At 72.2% G+C, this 18,534-nt stretch carries 17 protein-coding genes and 1 pseudogene; 13 read left to right on the forward strand and 5 right to left on the reverse strand.

The window, feature by feature from the left end; genetic code table 11:
- Positions 1 to 379 precede the first annotated feature (379 nt).
- Positions 380 to 1,543 carry an IS3 family transposase gene (locus tag ACFV5H_RS11265; protein ID WP_385194210.1) on the reverse strand — a complete coding sequence of 388 codons (1,164 nt, stop codon included), beginning with the start codon at positions 1,541 to 1,543 and terminating at the stop codon, positions 380 to 382.
- A 135-nt stretch (positions 1,544 to 1,678) separates the two neighbouring features.
- On the opposite strand from ACFV5H_RS11265, the gene ACFV5H_RS11270 reads away from it, so the two are divergent.
- The 5 genes from ACFV5H_RS11270 (at position 1,679) to ACFV5H_RS11290 (ending at position 4,537) form a co-directional block, all read left to right on the forward strand.
- Positions 1,679 to 2,251, forward strand: a complete 573-nt coding sequence (locus ACFV5H_RS11270) for a hypothetical protein (RefSeq protein ID WP_385194213.1) — start codon at positions 1,679 to 1,681, stop codon at positions 2,249 to 2,251.
- 78 nt (positions 2,252 to 2,329) lie between these two features.
- Complete coding sequence (locus ACFV5H_RS11275) at positions 2,330 to 3,157, forward strand: hypothetical protein (protein WP_385050880.1); 828 nt, start codon at positions 2,330 to 2,332, stop codon at positions 3,155 to 3,157.
- Between the two features lie 289 nt (positions 3,158 to 3,446).
- Positions 3,447 to 3,869 carry an aspartate 1-decarboxylase gene (gene panD / locus ACFV5H_RS11280; protein ID WP_385194216.1) on the forward strand — a complete coding sequence of 141 codons (423 nt, stop codon included), beginning with the start codon at positions 3,447 to 3,449 and terminating at the stop codon, positions 3,867 to 3,869.
- Positions 3,870 to 3,903: 34 nt separating this feature from the next.
- The gene (locus tag ACFV5H_RS11285; RefSeq protein ID WP_385049541.1) at positions 3,904 to 4,248 is read left to right on the forward strand and encodes a GNAT family N-acetyltransferase; all 345 of its coding nucleotides are present in this window, start codon (positions 3,904 to 3,906) and stop codon (positions 4,246 to 4,248) included.
- 13 nt (positions 4,249 to 4,261) lie between these two features.
- Entirely contained in the window at positions 4,262 to 4,537 is a 276-nt protein-coding gene (locus tag ACFV5H_RS11290; protein WP_385194219.1) for a DUF899 family protein, read from the forward strand.
- Positions 4,538 to 5,000: 463 nt separating this feature from the next.
- Here the strand turns inward: ACFV5H_RS11290 and gndA are convergent, their stop codons facing one another.
- Positions 5,001 to 6,440: an NADP-dependent phosphogluconate dehydrogenase gene (gene gndA, locus ACFV5H_RS11295; protein WP_385049495.1), complete on the reverse strand. Its 1,440-nt coding sequence runs from the start codon at positions 6,438 to 6,440 to the stop codon at positions 5,001 to 5,003.
- Positions 6,441 to 6,806: 366 nt separating this feature from the next.
- Here gndA and ACFV5H_RS11300 point away from each other — a divergent pair, with 366 nt between their 5' ends.
- Positions 6,807 to 8,051, forward strand: coding sequence for a transglycosylase family protein (locus tag ACFV5H_RS11300; RefSeq protein ID WP_385194221.1), 1,245 nt, complete (start codon positions 6,807 to 6,809; stop codon positions 8,049 to 8,051).
- On the opposite strand, the gene ACFV5H_RS11305 is transcribed toward ACFV5H_RS11300, so the two are convergent.
- A complete protein-coding gene (locus ACFV5H_RS11305; RefSeq protein WP_385194224.1) occupies positions 8,041 to 9,159 on the reverse strand; it encodes a DMT family transporter in 1,119 nt (372 codons plus the stop codon). The two genes, ACFV5H_RS11300 and ACFV5H_RS11305, sit on opposite strands and share 11 nt — an antisense overlap.
- Before the next feature lie 210 nt (positions 9,160 to 9,369).
- Here ACFV5H_RS11305 and ACFV5H_RS11310 point away from each other — a divergent pair, with 210 nt between their 5' ends.
- From ACFV5H_RS11310 to ACFV5H_RS11340, 7 genes and pseudogenes are all read left to right on the forward strand, one after another.
- Entirely contained in the window at positions 9,370 to 10,125 is a 756-nt protein-coding gene (locus ACFV5H_RS11310; protein ID WP_385049486.1) for a (2Fe-2S)-binding protein, read from the forward strand.
- 38 nt (positions 10,126 to 10,163) lie between these two features.
- The gene (glgA, locus tag ACFV5H_RS11315) at positions 10,164 to 11,315 is read left to right on the forward strand and encodes a glycogen synthase (protein WP_385049483.1); all 1,152 of its coding nucleotides are present in this window, start codon (positions 10,164 to 10,166) and stop codon (positions 11,313 to 11,315) included.
- A gap of 51 nt (positions 11,316 to 11,366) precedes the next feature.
- Positions 11,367 to 12,587, forward strand: a complete 1,221-nt coding sequence (gene glgC, locus ACFV5H_RS11320) for a glucose-1-phosphate adenylyltransferase (protein WP_385049481.1) — start codon at positions 11,367 to 11,369, stop codon at positions 12,585 to 12,587.
- 32 nt (positions 12,588 to 12,619) lie between these two features.
- A pseudogene (locus tag ACFV5H_RS11325) lies at positions 12,620 to 13,141 on the forward strand (glycoside hydrolase family 2); the annotation flags it as partial.
- A 233-nt stretch (positions 13,142 to 13,374) separates the two neighbouring features.
- A complete protein-coding gene (locus ACFV5H_RS11330) occupies positions 13,375 to 14,802 on the forward strand; it encodes a wax ester/triacylglycerol synthase family O-acyltransferase (RefSeq protein ID WP_385194226.1) in 1,428 nt (475 codons plus the stop codon).
- Between the two features lie 104 nt (positions 14,803 to 14,906).
- A complete protein-coding gene (locus ACFV5H_RS11335) occupies positions 14,907 to 16,400 on the forward strand; it encodes an SDR family NAD(P)-dependent oxidoreductase (protein WP_385049475.1) in 1,494 nt (497 codons plus the stop codon).
- 618 nt (positions 16,401 to 17,018) lie between these two features.
- Complete coding sequence (locus ACFV5H_RS11340) at positions 17,019 to 17,192, forward strand: hypothetical protein (RefSeq protein ID WP_385049473.1); 174 nt, start codon at positions 17,019 to 17,021, stop codon at positions 17,190 to 17,192.
- Positions 17,193 to 17,221: 29 nt separating this feature from the next.
- On the opposite strand, the gene ACFV5H_RS11345 is transcribed toward ACFV5H_RS11340, so the two are convergent.
- Together ACFV5H_RS11345 and ACFV5H_RS11350 are read right to left on the reverse strand one after the other, a co-directional pair.
- Positions 17,222 to 17,617 carry a VOC family protein gene (locus ACFV5H_RS11345; RefSeq protein WP_385049470.1) on the reverse strand — a complete coding sequence of 132 codons (396 nt, stop codon included), beginning with the start codon at positions 17,615 to 17,617 and terminating at the stop codon, positions 17,222 to 17,224.
- A gap of 207 nt (positions 17,618 to 17,824) precedes the next feature.
- Entirely contained in the window at positions 17,825 to 18,484 is a 660-nt protein-coding gene (locus ACFV5H_RS11350) for a MerR family transcriptional regulator (protein WP_385049468.1), read from the reverse strand.
- Positions 18,485 to 18,534 lie beyond the last annotated feature (50 nt).

The raw sequence follows: 18,534 nt of genomic DNA on the forward strand, positions 1-18,534 counted from the left end.
TGACGTCGGTTCCGGAACACGGGTCATGCGGCTTGAGTCAGTGGGTGGTGTCGTTCGGAAGGAGCTCTCGCAGGAGGTCGGGCTGTGGTGTCCGAGACGGGAGTGACGGCATCGGGTGTTCCTCCTCCGGCTCGCGGACCTGCTTGCACAGGACGGCGTTCTCCGCCTCCCACATTGCCGGTCACGAGTTGGGTAGGAAGTCAACTCATTGCCAGCCTGATCCGGCCAGGTTGGGCGCTGGTTCGGACGAGGTCATCCGGCCGCGGTCGGGACGTGCCGGCGTGCCGGGATCGATGGGACGGTTGCGCAGTGCTGTCCCGGGCGGTGGCCTGACTCATGAGATCTAGGGACTGCTGCGCGATCGGGTGACAGTCGGGGTTTACGCAGCGAGTGCTGCGTGAGGGGCCATGATGGTTTCGTACTCGACGGGCGTCAATCGGCCCAGGCGGACCTGGCGCCGTCTGCGGTGGTAGGTGCGCTCGATCCAGGTCACGATGGTGATCCGCAGTTCGTTCCGGGTCCGCCAGGGTCGGCGGTCGAGGACGTTCTTCTGCAGCAGCGCGAAGAAGCTCTCCATGGCCGCGTTGTCGCCGGCCGCACCGACTCTTCCCATCGAACCGATCATGCTGCGACGTGCGAGAACGGCCACGAACTTCCGTGCACGGAATTGAGATCCGCGATCGGAGTGGACGATGCATCCGGCGACCTGGCCGCGGCGGGCGACCGCGGATTCCAGGGCAGCCACCGCGAGGCGGGACTTCATCCTCGAGTCGATGGAGTAGCCAACGATCCGGCCCGAGTACACGTCCTTGACCGCGCACAGGTAGAGCTTGCCCTCGCCGGTGGCGTGCTCGGTGATGTCGGTCAGCCACAGCCGGTTCGGCGCCGGGGCGGTGAAGTCGCGCCGGACCCGGTCGTCGTGGATCGGCGGGCCCGCTTTGGCGTTCTTGCCGCGGCCTTTGCGTTTGCCGAACACGCTCCACCAGCCGTTGTCGCGGCAGATTCGCCATCCGGTCCGCTCGGCCATCGCCTGGCCGGCGGCCCTTGCTTCGTCGACGAGGAAGCGGTGGCCGAACTCGGGATCGTCGCGGTGGGCGTCGAACAGGGCGTTGGCCCGGTGGGCCTCGGTCAGTTCCGCGTCGGTGACCGGACGGGCCAGCCACCGGTAGTAGGGCTGGCGGGCCAAGTCCAATACCCGGCACGTCACCGCCACCGGCACCCTTGCAGGGGCATCGGCGGCGGCCGGCTCGCGGACGAGCGGGTACATCATTTTGCCGACAGGTTCGCCTGCGACAGGTAGGCCGCGGCCTTCCGGAGCACCTCGTTCTCCTGCTCGAGCATCCGGATCCGCTTGCGGGCCTCGCGCATTTCGGCCGACTCGGCCGGCGCCGTCGCGGGCCTGGTGGCGGCGCAGCCACTTCGTCAGCGAGGCCGGGTGGACCCCGAAGTCGGCGGCCACCTGTTCCAGCGTCACGCCAGGCTCGCGGTTGCGCGCGACACGCACGACATCCTCGCGGAACTCCTTGGGATACGGCTTGGGCATTGCTCCGTCCTTCCAGCCCGCCTGACGGCGAGCCAGGTCAGATGTCACCCAACCCTGCAGCAGTCCCCCGGCGCCAAGGCCGACGGATCCGGGGCCGACGGCAGGGCCGACGTCATCTTCTGGTCCAACGGCACCGTGTACATCTGGGAAGTGAAGCCCACGGCCTCCAAGAAGCCGAAACCCGGCGACCAGGCGGCGGCGAAGAAGCACAAGTACGCCTTCGAGGACGGCCCCGACCAGCTCACGCGTTACGTCGACAAGCTGGAGGACCACCTGGACTCGAAGGGCGACACGCGCAGAGTCGCCAGAGGACCCGCACTCGCCACGGCGAAGTTCGCCTTCGGTAAGGACCGCACGGGCACCGTGTGGAGCGACAAGGACAGCGCCTACGAAGGCATGCGCTACTACGGAGTCGATCCCAAGCGCAAGAGAACGCCGTCGCCCTCGCCGGGACCCGGCCCCAACCCGGATTCCTCGACGGCCTCACGCCCGTCGGCGAAGTCGGGGGCCGAGCCCAAGCCGTCGGCCACCGGCATGGCGAATCCCCCCGAGCCCGGCCAGCCCTGGTGGAGCTCGGAGTGGGGCAAGGTGGTGGTCGCCGTCGGCTCTCCGCTCCTCCTGTTCGCGGCGCCGAGCGGTGGCGGCGGGGTGGCCGTGGGCACTTCGGTGACCGTCGGCGGCATGGTGCTCTACGAGCTCGCGGCATAGGCATGCCCGCCACCGGCCGGGACGACCCGGCCGGTGGTTAGGCTGTGCGGAAGACCGTCCGGGAAAGGAGCGCGCGGCGTGAGCCTGCGGGCCATTGCAACGTTCGATGTCAGCACCGGCGGCGGAGTCGGTCACGGGCTCGCCGCCTGGTTCGGCGCGGCCCTTGCCGGGCCCCTGCGCGGCCGGCTGGAGCAGGAACAGCAGGGCACCGCCTTCTTCTCGGCGAGCACACGGGCCACCGAACGGGCGCCGCGCCAGGAGTACCAGCCCCTGGCCACGGGCTGGGAAGCCATGCGCCAGGAGCTGCTGAGCGAACCGGAGACCGCGCATGTGCTCTATATGCGCGAGCACCTGGGGAAGCCGCTCGTCCATGTACGCAGTTCGACCATCAGGGTCCGCCGCCCGAACGCCGAGGCGCAGCTGCTGTTCGGCGCGGACTGCGGCGGCCTCGACGACGCCGGGTTCTGCGCCGGCGCGGTGGAGTTCCTGGTCGCCGCGCTGGACGCCGTGAACCCCGCTTTCGCCTGGCTGGGTGCCGACGCGCCCGCCTCGGAGGAGACCAACCTCGACTGGGTGCTCAACCGCCGGGTGCGGGACTCGGTGCGCGAGGCCAGGAAATTCCTCCGGGGCTACTCCTGGACCACGGTGTGCCCCGAGGAGCTGTCCGTGCGGCTGGGCGGCCCCGGGGCGCTGGCCGCGACCGGGGCGTTCCACCGGGTCGTCCCGCTCTCGGCGGGCGGTGTGGTCCTCCAGGCGACCGAGACCGCGGCGGCGTACACCGACAATGCCGTACGCGGTGTCTTCGAGGCCCTGCACCCCGTCCTGCCGCCCGGTGTCCCGCAGTTCGACCCGGCCCACCCGGAGCTGCGCTACTTCCCCGCGGACGCGTCCCGCTTCGGCGGGTGACGGGCCGGTGCGGGCATGCTCGTGGTGGTGGGCGAGCGCGGTTTGGTCAGCCGCATCGTCAGGTAAGTCAGCGTCCGGTCAGCATGAGTCTCCGCACACTCCGAGACAGGTGCTTGGTCGGCGATAGCGAAACAGCCTTTTTCTTCTCGTAAGCGCAGGCGAGGAGCATTCTTGCCCGAGTGGGATCGATGTTCCCCGGAATCTTCGAGTCCGAGGAGTGCCGGTGTACAGTGAAGACCGCCCTTGACCTGGACAAAGCAGGCAGGGAGCCGTCTTCCAGGAGTCCAAAGTGCTGCGAACGATGTTCAAGTCCAAGATCCATCGCGCCACCGTCACCCAGGCCGACCTGCACTACGTGGGATCCGTGACGATCGACGCCGAGCTGCTCGACGCCGCCGATCTGCTGCCCGGCGAGCTCGTGCACATCGTCGACATCACCAACGGGGCGCGGCTGGAGACGTACGTCATCGAGGGGGAGCGCGGCTCCGGGGTGATCGGGATCAACGGGGCCGCCGCCCATCTCGTCCAGCCCGGCGATCTGGTGATCATCATCAGTTACGCTCAGGTGACCGACGCCGAGGCGCGGGCGCTGGAACCCCGGGTGGTGCACGTGGACGGCGACAACCGCATCGTGTCCCTGGGGGCCGACCCGTCCGAGCCGGTGCCGGGGTCGGACCAGCAGCGCAGCCCGGGGGCCGTCACCACGGCCTGACCGGCGCAGACCGAGGCAGGAGCGTGACGTGACCATGGGTGACATCGAGATCCGTGACGACCGGACGGCGGGCCGGCTCGAGGCGGTGGCGGACGGCGGGGTCGTCGGGCGGATCGAGTACTTCGTCCTCGACGCCCCCGAGCGCGCGCTCGTGCCGGTGCACACCGTCGTCGAGCCCGCCCACGAGGGCAAGGGCATCGCGGGCTCCCTCGCCCGCGAGCTCTACGCCGTCGCCGCCCGCGAGGACAGCGCCGTCGCCCCGCTCTGCCCGTACGTCGCCAAGTGGGCCGAGCGCCACGCCGAGCACGCCCCGGCGGCCGGGCCGGAGCTGATCCGGGCGGCGAAGGAGTGGCTGGCGGCGCATCCCGGGCGGTTCTGAGGTCCGCGTCGGCATGACGCACACCGTGTGCCACCTGCGGGACGGCGACCGCGTCTTCGAGACGTACCGGACGACCCGACACGGCGTGGAGGCGATGGACTCCAGCCACGCGCTCATGGATCTCACCGTGCACGGACGCCAGGAGCCGTGGGAGGAGTCGCCCCTCCGGCCGGCCCACCGTTCAGGGCACGCCCGTCGATGCCGTCCGGCTGCGGAGCGACGGACGCCCCACCGCCCCGTGGCCGCGTACCGAAGCCGGCCGCTCCGACGCCCTCACCCCCGCGCCTGAGCTCCGCCCCGGACCGGAGCCACCCGGCCCCGGCCAGTCACTCGGGCGGGTGACTGGAGAGACGCCCGTCGGGTAGGCGGGGGAGTAGTCCAGAGCCGACGTCGACCGACAGGCCGGAGGACACGCGCCATGACGAACCCGTACCCGGACCCCGTCCCGCCGGGCCCCACTCCAGGACCCACTCCGGGCCCGGACCCCTCGCACCCCGAGCCCTACCCCGACCCGGACCCCACCCCTCCGCCGCCGGGCCCCGGTCCGGAGCCGACCCCGCAGCCGCCGGGCCCGGGACCGCAGCCGCCCCCGCCGCATCCGGGTCCTCCCGAGCCGTCACCGTCGCCGATCCCGCCGGGCCCCGAACCGGTGCCGAACCCGGAACCAGGACCGCCGCTGAGCTGACACGGCCGCCACGACACCGAAGGGCGGTGGACGGCCGCGAGGCCGCCCACCGCCCTTCCCGTCCGTCCTACGCGGTCACTTCCGAGCGGTCCCCGCCCCACAGCGTGTGGAACGAGCCGTCGCGGTCCGTGCGCCGGTAGGTGTGCGCGCCGAAGTAGTCGCGCTGGCCCTGGGTGAGCGCGGCCGGCAGACGCTCCGCGCGCAGGGCGTCGTAGTAGGCGAGGGCCGCGGCGAAGCCGGGGGTCGGCACACCCTGGCGGGTCGCCGCGATCAGCACCTCGCGCCAGTCGTCCTGTGCGTCGGCGATCTCCCGCGCGAACGTCTCGTCCGACAGCAGGCTCGGCAGGTCCGCGCGGGCGTCGTAGGCGGCGCGGATGCGGTCCAGGAAGGCCGCGCGGATGATGCAGCCGCCGCGCCAGATCGCGGAGACCGCGCCGAGGTCGATGTCCCAGCCGTACTCCTCGCTGCCGGCCGCGACCTCGTGGAAGCCCTGGGTGTACGACACGATCTTCGACGCGTACAGCGCCTGCTCCACCCGGTCGGCGAACGCCGCCGCCTCCGCCTCGCCCAGCGGCGCGGCCTTCGGGCCTGCCAGGGAGCGCGAGGCCTCGCGCAGCGCCGCGTGACCTGACAGGGAACGCGCGAAGACGGCCTCGGCGATGCCGGACACCGGCACGCCCAGGTCGAGCGCGATCTGCACGGTCCAGCGGCCCGTGCCCTTCTGCTCCGCCTGGTCCACCACCACGTCCACGAACGGCTCGCCCGTGGCGGCGTCCACGTGCGACAGCACCTCGGCCGTGATCTCGATCAGGTAGGAGTCCAGCCGGCCGGTGTTCCAGGTGCGGAAGATCTCCGCGATCCGCGCGGGGGAGTACCCGGCGACATCGCGCAGCAACTGGTACGCCTCACCGATCAGCTGCATGTCGGCGTACTCGATGCCGTTGTGCACCATCTTCACGAAGTGTCCGGCGCCGTCCGGGCCGACGTGCGTGACGCAGGGGGAGCCGTCCTTCGCCTTCGCGGAGATCTTCTCCAGCATCGGGCCGAGCGAGTCGTACGACTCCTTCGGGCCGCCCGGCATGATGCTCGGCCCGTTCAGGGCGCCCTCCTCGCCGCCGGAGACGCCCATGCCGACGAAGTGGATGCCCTGCTCCCGCAGCGCCTTCTCCCGGCGGCGGGTGTCCGCGAAGTGCGCGTTGCCACCGTCGATGATCATGTCGCCGGGCTCGAGGAGTGGCGCGAACTCCTCGATCACGGCGTCCGTCGGCTCACCCGCCTTCACCATGACGACCAGCCGCCGCGGTCGCTCCAGCGCCGCCACGAACTCCTTGGCCGTCTCGGCCGCCACGAAGCTCCCCTCGTGCCCGAACTCCTCCACCAGCGCGTGCGTGCGTGCCGCCGTCCGGTTGTGCACCGCGACCGTGTAGCCGTTGCGGGCGAAGTTACGTGCGAGGTTGCGGCCCATGACCGCGAGTCCCGTGACGCCGATCTGCGCTGAACTGCTCATTGGGGTGGCTCCTCATGACCTTGGTATCGGTACTGCCGAGTCTCGGTGCTGCCGGTCGATGCCCGCCAGTCCTGCCGTCGACCATCCTGACGTGCCGCACTTGCGCCCGCACGCGCGGGTCGTCGCGACCCCGCTCAGGCACATACGCGCGGATGCCCCTCGCGCACTCAGCGGGCGCACGCACCCGCGTGCCCCCGCGGACGGACACACCCGCCCGCGCACACTCCCCACGGAGCGCCAAGGGGGGCGCAACGGGCGAAAACTCCCGGCCACTTGGCGCATCCGTGCGGCTGATAGCCGCCTTGTCACGGCCAGTTCGCAACGCTTACTTTTGCCCCTCCTGACGCGTTGTCGAGGGGGATTTCCATGGCCGTGCGCGGCCGGCACCGCCGGTATCAGCCGAACAGGATCAACCGGGCCTCGCTCACCGTCACCGCGGGCGGCGCCGGAATGGCGCTCCCGCTGCTGGGCACCGGCCCCGCCCAGGCGGCCGACGTGGAGACCTGGGACAAGGTCGCCGCCTGCGAGTCCACCAGCGACTGGGACATCAACACCGGCAACGGGTACTACGGCGGGCTCCAGTTCACCCAGTCGACCTGGGAGGCGTACGGCGGTACCCGGTACGCGCCGCGCGCGGATCTGGCCACCAGGGACCAGCAGATCGCCGTCGCCGAGAAGGTCCTCGACGGGCAGGGGCCCGGCGCCTGGCCGGTGTGCTCGGTACGGGCCGGGCTGACCCGGGGCGGCGACACCCCCGACATCCGGCCGGCCACCGACAAGCCGGACGGAGACAAGAAGAGCGGCAAGAGCGACAGGAAGACCGGTGGGTCCTCCGTCGAGGACGTCAAACCGCACACCACCCCCCAGTCCCGCGCGGGCCGCGCCGAGATGTACACCGTCGTCCACGGCGACACCCTCTCCGGCATCGCGTCGGACGAACGGGTCGGCGGCGGCTGGCAGAAGCTGTACGACGCCAACCGCTCCACCATCGGCGGCGACCCCGACCTGATCATTCCGGGCCAGCGGCTCGCCCTGCCCGACGGGACGACGAAGACGGTCGGGAAACCGGCCGAGTCGGACGGGAAGAAAGCCGGAGAAGCCGAGAAGGCCGAGAAGAAGCCTGAGAAGAAGCCTGAGAAGAAGGCCGAGAAGAAAGCCTCCTCCCAGCGCACCGAGGACCGTGCGGACCGTGCCACCAAGACCACCGGCGGTCTGGTCGCCCCGGTCAGCGCCGCGCTCGGCACGCCGTACCACAAGGCCGGATCCGCCTGGTCGAAGGGCTACCACACGGGCGTCGACTTCCCCGTTCCCACCGGCACGTCCGTGAAGTCGGTCGGAGCCGGCACCGTCGTCAAAGCGGGCTGGGAGGGGTCGTTCGGCTACCAGGTGGTGGTCCGGCACGCCGACGGCCGCTACAGCCAGTACGCGCACCTGTCGGCGATCTCCGTGAGGAGCGGGCAGTCCGTCGGCGCGGGCCAGCGCATCGGCCGTTCCGGTTCGACCGGAAACAGCTCGGGCCCGCATCTGCACTTCGAGGTGCGGACGGGGCCCGGCTTCGGATCGGACGTCGACCCGGTCGCCTACCTGAGGGCGGGCGGCGTCAGGATTTGACCCGCGTCCTGTGCCGGTCCACCACCGCCACCGGCACGTACGGGCCGCCGTAGAAGGGCGCGTACGACACCAGCGGCACCGGGGCGGAATCCGCGTCGTCCGGCGCGCCGCCCGGTGCCGGCACGGGGGACGGCAGCCGCACGTCCTCGGGGAGTTCGAGTGCGGCCAGCAGCCGCTCGGCGGGGTCGGCGGCCGGCTGCTCGTCGGCCCCCGCGGGAACCGCCTCGGGCGCGGACTCCGCCGCGGAGCCTTCCGCCGTCCGCGCCTCCTGGTGCTCGCGTGACAGCCGTTCCGTCGTGAGCAGGATCAGACCGCCGGCCGCCACCACGCCACAGCTCAGTGCGAGCACCGTGCCCGTCGTGCCGTAGCGGAAGGTCTCGCCGAACATCGTGATGCCGACCGCGGCCGCCACCACCGGGTTCACCACCGTCAGCGTGGCCAGCGGGGCCGCGAGGCCGGCGCCCCGGTAGGAGGCCTGGGAGAGCAGCATGCCGGCCGTGGCCAGGACGCCGATCACCGCCAGGGACGGCAGGTCCGCCGCCGAGACCCCGCCGGTCCAGTCGACCGCGACGGTCTTGGTGAAGACGGAGGACATGCCGAACGCGACACCGGACGCGGTGGCCAGCAGGATGCTGCGCACCGCGGGATGCCGGTGCACGGCGCGGGCCGCGACCATCAGCGCCACGACCGCCCCGGCCGTCCCCAGCGCCGCCGCCACCCGCTGCGCGGTGTCCAGCGACTGCGCGTCGGACGCGCCGACCAGGGAGAGCAGTCCCGCGAGACCCACCGTCGCCATGATGGCGCCGCGCCACGCGGTCGCCCCGGCCTTCCGGCCGACGAACAGCGCGGCCATGGGCAGGGCGAAGACGATGGTCAGCGCGCCCAGGGGCTGGACGAGGCTGAGGGGGCCGTAGGCGAGCGCCACCACGTGGAGCAGTCCGCCGAGGCCGTTGAGCGCGACCGCCGCCCACCAGCCCGGCCGGCGCAGCGGTGCGTACTGCTGCGCGCCGGGCGAGGAGACCGCGACCTGCTCCTGCACGATCGCTCCTCCGGCGTACGCCACGGCAGAGACGAACGACAGCAGCACGGACAACGCGAGGGCGCTCATCGGCTGCTCCTCTGCGTGAGGCCGGGGCGGTGGACCCGGCACGGCGAACGGTCGGCTTTCATAACCAACACGATGCCGTGTCAGAGTGTTCCCGTCGTCGTCCCTGAGCACTCAATGAGTCCTACTGCCGATGGAGTACGACGGCGGCCCCGTCATCCCCAGGGTGGGTGCCCCAGGAGGGAGGGCCCCTGGTCGCCGCCCCTAGGGGCCTTGGTACTACTGCACGTCGTGGACCTCGACCCGTCTCTCACCGCCCTTCACCGCCTCGGTGGTTTCTTCGTACTGCGCACGACGGGAGTGGCCGACCGCCGCCTGCCCACGCTCGCCCAGGCATACGGGCCGCGCCCCCCGGACGTTCAGGGCGACTTCCTGACCGCGCGGGTCCGCCGGGTCGCCGGCGCCCTGCGCACCCCCGAGGCGCGGGTCGCCGCGTCGGTGGCCCAGCAGGGGCTCGCCGCCCGCCTGTGGTCCGTGGCACTCGGCTCCGCCGCCCTGTACGGAGCCGTCCCCGACCTCGCCCCGCCGCTGCTGCGCTGGGACCCCGAGGGCAGCGCCCCCGACGACCTGTGGCTGACGGAAGTACGGCCGCTGCCCGGTGACGCGGCGACGATCGCGGAGCTGGTGCTGCACGGCCACCTCGACCCCCTCGCCGCGGCCCTGCGCTCCCGTCACCGCCTCGCACCGGGTCTGCTGCGCGGCAACGCCGCCTCCGCGCTCGCGGGCGCCGCACGGGAACTGGACCGCTGGGGACGCCGCCACGGCCGTACGGACGTCGCCGCCCGCGCCGCTTTCCTGGCGGCCGAACTCCTCGCGCACCCCCTGCTCACCGGCACCGGAACCCTCACGGGCACCGCCTTCCGGCGCCGCAGCTGCTGTCTGTACTACCGGGTGCCCGGCGGGGGCGTCTGCGGCGACTGCTGCCTCGCACGGCCGCCCCGCTCTTCCCCCCGCGCCCCGTCTGGGTGACCATGAAGGGAACGTCCGCTCAGACAGGGGGTTCACGGGTGCGAGTGGGACTGCTGACACGGGAGTACCCCCCGGACGTGTACGGCGGCGCGGGAGTCCATGTGGAGTTCCTCGCCCGGGAACTGCGGCCCCTGGTGGACCTGGAGGTGCACTGCTGGGGCGAGGGCAAGGCGGACGGCGTGCTGCGCCACCGCCCCTGGAGCGCGCTCGACGGCGCCAACGACGCGCTGCGCACCTTCTCCGTGGACCTCGCCATGGCCGCCGCCCTCCAGGGCCGCGACCTCGTCCACTCCCACACCTGGTACGCCAACCTCGGCGGCCACCTCGCCAAGCTGCTGTACGGCATCCCGCACGTGATGACCGCCCATTCCCTGGAGCCCCTGCGCCCCTGGAAGGCCGAGCAGCTCGGCGGCGGCTACGACCTGTCGAGCTGGGCCGAGCGCACCGCCGTCGAGGCGGCCGACGGCGTGATCGCCGTCTCCGGCGCCATGCGCGACGACATCCTCGCCTCCTACCCGGCGCTGGACCCCGGCCGGGTGCACGTCGTGCACAACGGCATCGACACGGACCTGTACCGCCCCGACCCCGGCACCGACGCCCTGGACCGGATCGGCCTCGACCGCTCCCGCCCGTACGTGCTGTTCGTCGGCCGGATCACCCGGCAGAAGGGCGTGCCCCAGCTGCTGCGGGCGGTGCGCGGCATCGACCCGGCCGCACAGGTCGTGCTGTGCGCCGGCGCCCCGGACACGCCCGAGATCGACCGGGAGTTCCGTGAGCTGTACGAGGAGCTGAGCCGGGTCCGCGAGGGAGTGCACTGGATCCCGCGGATGCTGCCGCGGCCCGAGGTGATCCAGCTCCTGACGCACGCCGCCGTGTTCGCCTGCCCCTCGGTGTACGAGCCGCTCGGCATCGTCAACCTGGAGGCCATGGCGTGCGGCACCGCCGTGGTCGCCTCCCGGGTCGGAGGGATCCCCGAGGTCGTGGCGGACGGCGACACCGGGGTACTCGTGGACGCGGACGACGACTTCGAGGCGGGCCTCACGCGGGCGCTCGACTCGGTCCTCGGCGACCCGGAGGCGGCACGGCGGATGGGCGAGGCGGGCCGGGAGCGCGCGGTCTCGGAGTTCGGCTGGGGCGCGGTGGCCCGCCGTACGGCCGGGCTCTACGAGGAGATCCTCAAACAGGCTTAGTCCCGCCCGTCCGGGGCAGTGTTGGGAAAATTCGGCGTGAGGGGAGAGACCGTGCGTCGTGGAGGTCCTTCGGTCCTGGGAATCGTGCTCGCGGGCGGCGAGGGCAAGCGCCTGATGCCCCTCACGGCGGACCGCGCCAAACCGGCGGTCACCTTCGGCGGCACGTACCGCCTGGTCGACTTCGTGCTGTCCAACCTGGTCAACGGCGACATCCTGCGCGTCTGCGTGCTCACGCAGTACAAGTCGCACTCGCTGGACCGGCACATCACCACCACCTGGCGGATGTCCAGCCTGCTCGGCAACTACGTCACCCCGGTCCCCGCCCAGCAGCGCCTCGGCCCGCGCTGGTACCTGGGCAGCGCCGACGCGATCCTGCAGTCGCTGAACCTGGTCTACGACGAACGGCCGGAGTACGTGGCGGTGTTCGGCGCCGACCACGTGTACCGCATGGACCCGCGCCAGATGCTCGCCCAGCACATCGAGAGCGGGGCCGGGGTCACGGTGGCGGGGATACGGGTGCCGCGCTCGGAGTCCTCCGCCTTCGGTGTGATCACGCCGGGCTCGGACGGACAGTCCGTGGACCGCTTCCTGGAGAAGCCCACCGACCCGCCCGGACTGGCCGACGACCCCGAGTGCGTGTTCGCCTCCATGGGGAACTACATCTTCACCACCAAGGCGCTCATCGAGGCCCTCCACCGGGACGCCGAGGACGAGAACTCGGTGCACGACATGGGCGGTTCGATCCTGCCCCGGCTCACCGAGCGGGGCGAGGCCGCGCTGTACGACTTCAGCGCCAACCACGTGCCCGGCGAGACCAGCCGCGACCAGGGCTACTGGCGGGACGTCGGCACGCTGGACGCGTACTACGAGGCGCACATGGACCTGATCGCCGAGCGCCCCGCGTTCAACCTCTACAACCGGCAGTGGCCCGTCTACACCCACTCCGGCCAGCTCTCCCCGGCCCGCTTCAACGCGGGCGGCATGGCGAGCGAGTCGATCATCAGCGCAGGCTGCCTCATCCGGGGCCAGGTCACCCGGTCCGTGCTGTCGCCGGGCGTGGTCGTCGATCCGGGGGCCGTGGTGCAGGGCTCGGTGCTGCACGACAACGTGCACGTCGGGCGGGGCGCGGTGGTGCGCGGCGCCGTGCTCGACAAGAACGTCGAGGTGCCGCCGGGCGCCACGATCGGCGTCAACCCCGAGCGGGACGCGGAGCTGTACACGGTGTCCAAGGGCGGGGTGATCGCGCTCGGCAAGGGACAGCTCGTGCCCTAGGGGCGGAGTGGGAGGCCCCCTGGAAAGCGCCGACCTTCAACGAGGGCTGGGGCCAGTACGACATCGGCCGCATCGCCGAACAGGCCAAGGCCTGGGACCCCAGCCGGCTGGTCAACAACCGGTCCGGGCTCAACCTCGGCGCCGACGGGAACGCCGGCGACATCATGGACGAGCACGGATACCCCAGCCCGGCGCTCCCGCCCGGCCCGGACGGGAAACGCGCCCTGGTCAGCGGCGAGTACGGCGGCCTCGGCCTCGCGGTGCCCGGACACGCCTGGCCCGTGCAGCAGTCGTACGTCGACCCGGCGACCTGCACCGAGGACTACCTCACCAAGCTCGACGAGGTGCGCGCGCTGGTGTGCCGGGGCAGCAACGGCGCCGTCTACACCCGGATCACGGACGTCGAGGGCGAGCTCAACGGGCTGCTCACCTACGACCGGCGCGTGATGAAGCCGGACGTGGCCCGGGTGAAGGCCGCCCACGAGGCCCTGATCCGGGACGCCTCACGGGCACGGCCCGCGGGCTGCCCGGCGGCGGAGGGCGCCGCGCGATGAACCGTTCCTCCAGAGGGCCGCGCCCGTCCGGGTGGTGTCCGTCACCCAGGAGGCGGTGAACGCGCCGCAGTAGCCCCGTCCGTCACTCCCGTCCCGCCCCTTCCGCCGCACCGGCGGGAGGGGCGAAGACGTCACATGCTGTTAACTATGTGTAGCCAGATCGTACTTGACCGTAATCGGCCGGGAGCGATTGACTGCTGATCCGTTCCCGTCGTCGACGCGAGGCCCCGCCCATGACCGCAGATCCGCTCGCCCCTCTCGACCTGGCGTTCTGGAACATCGAGTCCGCCGGTCATCCCATGCACCTCGCGGCGCTCGGCGTCTTCTCCGCCGGCTCGCCCTCCGCGGCGGCCCACGCGGCCGACCTGCTGGCGTCCCGGGCCGCCGCCGTGCCGGGGCTGCGCATGCGCATCCGCGACACCTGGCAGCCGCTCGGTCTGCGCCGGCCGCTGGCGGCGCTGCGCCGCCCCTGGCCGGCGTCCGGCGAGTCCCTGGCTGCCGTGCTGCGGCAGCCGCTCGCCTCCGCCCTGCGCCGGTCCCTCGCCTTCGGCGGCGCCGCCCGCGAACCCGACCCCGGCTTCGACCCCCTCGACCACGTACGGCTGCACCCCCCGGCCGCCGAATTCCACACCGCCGCCGGACGCCTCATGGGACGCCCGCTGCAACGCACCCGGCCGCCCTGGGAGGCCCATGTGCTGCCGGGGGAGGACGGCACCTCCTTCGCCGTCCTGTTCAAGTTCCACCACGCCCTCGCCGACGGGCTGCGCGCCCTCACCCTCGCCGCCGCGCTGATGGACCCGATGGACCTCCCCGCACCACGGCCCCGCCCCGCCGAGCCACCGCGCGGACTCCTCCCGGACGTGCGCGAGGTGCCCGGCCTCGTCCGGGACGCCCTCTCCGACGCGGGCCGGGCCCTGGACATCGGCGTCGCCGTCGCCCGCTCCACCCTCGACGTACGCTCCTCGCCCGCGCTGACCTGCGCGCCCAGCGGCACCCGCCGCACCGCCGGCGCGGTCGTCGACCTCGACGACGTGCACCGGATCCGCAAGAGCGCCGGCGGCACCGTCAACGACGTACTGATCGCGGTCGTCGCGGGCGCCCTGCGCCGCTGGCTCGACGAGCGCGGCGACGGCAGCGAGGACGTCGCGCCCCGCGCACTCGTCCCCGTCTCCCGGCGCCGGCCGCGCACCGCCCACCCACAGGGCAACCGGCTCTCCGGGTACCTGATACAGCTCCCCGTCGACCAGCGGGACCCGCTCGTCCGGCTCGCGCTGGTGCGTACCGCCATGGACCGCAACAAGGACGCCGGTCCGCACCGGGGTGCGGGCGCCGTCGCCCTGCTCGCCGAGCACGTGCCGCCGCTCGGCCACCGGCTCGGCGGACCGCTGCTCGGCCAGGCGGCCCGGCTCTGGTTCGACGTCCTGGTCACCAGCGTGCCGCTGCCCGGCTTCGGTCTGCGGCTCGGCGGCGACCCGCTCGGCGCCGTCTTCCCGCTCGCGCCACTGGCCCCCGGCCACTCCCTCGCGGTCGCGGTCTCCACCTACCGCGGACGCGTCCACTACGGGCTGGTCGCCGACGGCGCGGCCGTCCCGGACCTCGACCGGCTGGCCCGCGCGCTGACCGAGGAGGTGACGACGCTGACCGCCGTCTGCGATCGCTGACGTATCCGGTTTGGCGCTGCGGCCCGGCGCTCCGTAAAATCCCCCGTTCGACAGCGTGCGCGAACGGAGCGCCGCGAGAAGCAGAGCGGGAAACGGCAGCGGCGATGACGGTGACACAGGACGGCCCCGAGGCCATGGACGCGGTGGCACACGGGCCCGGCATCGACCCGGAGCGGCTGGCCGTCTGCCTCGACGTGCTGCGGGAACTCGACGAACTCGACGTCGACCACCCGGACGCGATCCTGGTCCGCCGGGCCACCTCGCACATCTACCGCACGGTCAAGCAGCGCCGCCGCCAGGAGCGCCGGGCCGCCAAGACCGCCCACGACAAGGCCGTCACCGAGGCCACCGCCACCGGCTCCGCCGAGCGCATCGACGACGAGACCGAGGGCATCCTGCCCTCCTCCCGCGTCGAGCCCGGCAGGATCGCGGGGATACTCCAGCGTCCCCGCTCCTGCTACACCTGCAAGACCCGCTACACCGAGGTCGACTACTTCTACCACCAGCTCTGCCAGAACTGCGCCGCCGAGAACCGCGCCCGGCGCGACGCCCGCGCCGACCTCACCGGCAAGCGCGCGCTGCTCACCGGCGGACGCGCCAAGATCGGCATGTACATCGCGCTGCGGCTGCTGCGCGACGGCGCCCACACCACGATCACCACGCGCTTCCCCAAGGACGCCATCCGCCGTTTCAAGGCCATGGACGACTCCGCGGAGTGGATGCACCGCCTGGAGGTCGTCGGCATCGACCTGCGCGACCCCGCCCAGGCCGTCGCCCTGGCCGACCGGGTCGCCGAGCAGGGCCCGCTCGACATCCTGATCAACAACGCCACCCAGACCGTACGCCGGCTGCCGTCCGCGTACGCCGCGCTCGTCGAGGGCGAGGGCGCCCCGCTGCCGGCCGGTGAGCTGCCCGCCCACCATGTCATCGGCGCCTTCAACTCCGGCGCGGTCGACGGACTGACCGCGCTGCCCGTCGGCGTCAGCGGACTCGAGGCGCAGAAGGTGGCCGACCTCGCCCTGGTCGCGGGCAACGCCAGCGTGGTCCGGCACCGTGAGGGCACCGCCATCGACGCGGGCGGCCTGCTCCCCGACGTCGTCGACACCAACACCTGGGTCCAGACCATCGAGCAGATCTCCCCGGTGGAGCTGCTGGAGACCCAGCTGTGCAACTACACGGCGCCGTTCATCCTGATCAGCAAGTTGCGTCCGGCGATGGCCGAGGCCGCGCGCCGGGCGTCCGCGGGACGCGCGTACGTCGTCAACGTCTCCGCGATGGAAGGCGTGTTCGACCGCGGCTACAAGGGTGCGGGACACCCCAACACCAACGCGGCCAAGGCGGCCATGAACATGGTGACGCGGACCAGCGCGCAGGAGATGTTCGACGCCGACCGCATCCTGATGACCTCGGTCGACACCGGCTGGATCACCGACGAGCGCCCCCACTTCGACAAGCTGCGCCTCGCCGACGCCGGTTTCCACGCCCCGCTCGACCTGGTCGACGGCGCGGCCCGCGTCTACGACCCGATCGTGCGCGGCGAGGCGGGCGAGGACCTGTACGGCGTCTTCATGAAGGACTACGCGCCCGGCCGGTGGTGAGGGCGGCCGGCCGTGCCCGGCAGGGAGCTGTGCGCCGCCGGCAGCTCCAGGACACCGGCGCCGAAGCAGACGGTGCGGGCCTCCTCGTCCGCCGCGCGGCCGGCCCGTACCCCTGGTTCGCCCGGCCGTGGCGCGGCGGTGCGCGGCTCCGTGCGCCGGCCCTCCCGGGAGCGGGCCGTCGCCGCGCGGCAGCGGACCGTGCCGCGTACCGGCCGACGGGACCTGAACTGCGCCCCCGGACGCGCGGCCCGGTCGAAAACGCCGACGCCGATGTACTTCGAACGGGTGGCCGCGACCAGTCGCGTCGATCCGGAAATAGGAGCATATTCCGATCCATTGAGTACCGTCCGACGCGGGATTGTTACCGTCGGTTTTGAGCCCCATCGAGCGGGGGGCCGCTCATTTGGTTACTCTGTTCCGGACGGACAGCAGTTCAGGGTTCTACCCGCACCCACGGTCCGTCATGGGACCAGCCGGTTCACAACGGCCTGCTCTCCCTCGAGTCGCCGGCGCCACCGCGTCCGAACGGTTTTCATTCAGACCCGAGCGGACGTCGGACGCCAGGCACAGGGCCGACGCAGTACGTCCCGAGGGTGACCGACACATAAGGAGTGCGCGGTGACACCGGAGCAGACGAAGAGCGATCAGCGCCCCAAGGAGTACACGGAGCGCGCCGCCCGCCGGCCGGGAGAGCTCGGCAGTCTCGACGTGTGGGCCCGTTCGGCCCCGATTCGCCTCGCGGGCTACGAGGACGACCTCGCCGAGCCCCACATCCTGCCCAGCGTCGACTGACGGCACGTGCGGGCGGGCGCGCCCCGTGGCTACGGCCGGGCGTAGGGCCGGGTCATGATCTCCATGTTGTGGCCGTCCGGGTCGTCGAAGTAGGCGCCGCGTCCGCCGAAGAGGTCGTTGACCCTGCCCGGCTCGGTGTGGCTCGGGTCCGCGTAGTAGGTGACCCCGGCCGCCTCCAGGCGCGCGATCATGGCATCGAACCGCTCCTCGGGCACCAGGAACGCGTAGTGCTGGCCCTGGACCGGCTCGTCCCGCTTCTCGTAGTAGTCGAGGGTCACGCCGTTGCCCAGGTCGACCGGCAGGAACGGGCCGAACGGGACGCCGACCTCCAGTCCCAGTATTCCGGCGAGGAACTCGGCGGAGTGCCGGCGGTCGCTGGCGTAGACGGCGGTGTGGTTCAACTGGACGTGCTGTACTGCGGACATGGCTGGATTCGTCTCCGGTGTCGGTTTCCGTGGTGGGAGGGAACACGCGGAGAAGGGGCGGGCCACGGGCGCGCGCGAGCGGGGGCGCGCCCCGCACCGGCCTCACACCGAGGCCGGGAGCGCCTCACGTGAATGGCCCACGGCCGACCCGGCAGTCACCCGGCCGACCCTAGACCCTCGCGATCGATCACCGCAATGCCGTCGCGGTCAGGCCGGGTTGTGCCCGTCCCCGCCGTGGCGCACGGTCGACTCGTTCTCCTGGGCGAGCCGGCGCAGGGCCATCAGCGCCGGTTCCAGGAGGAACGTCAGCAGCACCGCCCGCTCGGCCTTCTCCAGCGGGTCCGTGACCGTCTCCAGGCGGTCGAGGTCGTACCGGGCCGTCCGTTCCGCGAGCTCGGCGTAGGGGAGGAGCGCCTCCCAGTCGTACTCGACGTCCAGTGAGCGCAGGGTCCGCAGCGTCTCGTCGATGATCCGCCGGGCCGGGTTCCGCGCGGAGACCGACCAGCCCATCGCGTCGACCAGGGCGGCGGCCTCGGGATTCGCCTCGGCCAGGGCCTCGCCCTCCTCCTCGCCCTCGGCCGGCGTGCCGCTGTCGGCCGGCCGGATGCCGAAGGCGATGCCGAGCAGCTCGTGCGTGTCGGCCCGGTGTTCGGTCATGGCGTCCAGGACCTGCTTGGCCGAGGCGACGGACAGGCCCCGCACCCCCGTCAGCGCGCGGATCAGGCGGAGTCTTCTGAGATGGGTCTCGTCGTACTCGGCCTGGGTCGCCGCGGTCGCCCGGCCGGGCGGCAGCAGCCCTTCGCGCAGGTAGTACTTGATCGTCGCGTTGGACACCCCGCTGCGGCGGCTGAGTTCCGAGATTCTCACGTGCTTTCCCATTCTCCCTTTGGCATTGGGTAGTGGAACTGTCTAATATG

This window comes from Streptomyces sp. NPDC059787 (genome assembly GCF_042732315.1).
GTDB lineage: Bacteria > Actinomycetota > Actinomycetes > Streptomycetales > Streptomycetaceae > Streptomyces > Streptomyces atrovirens.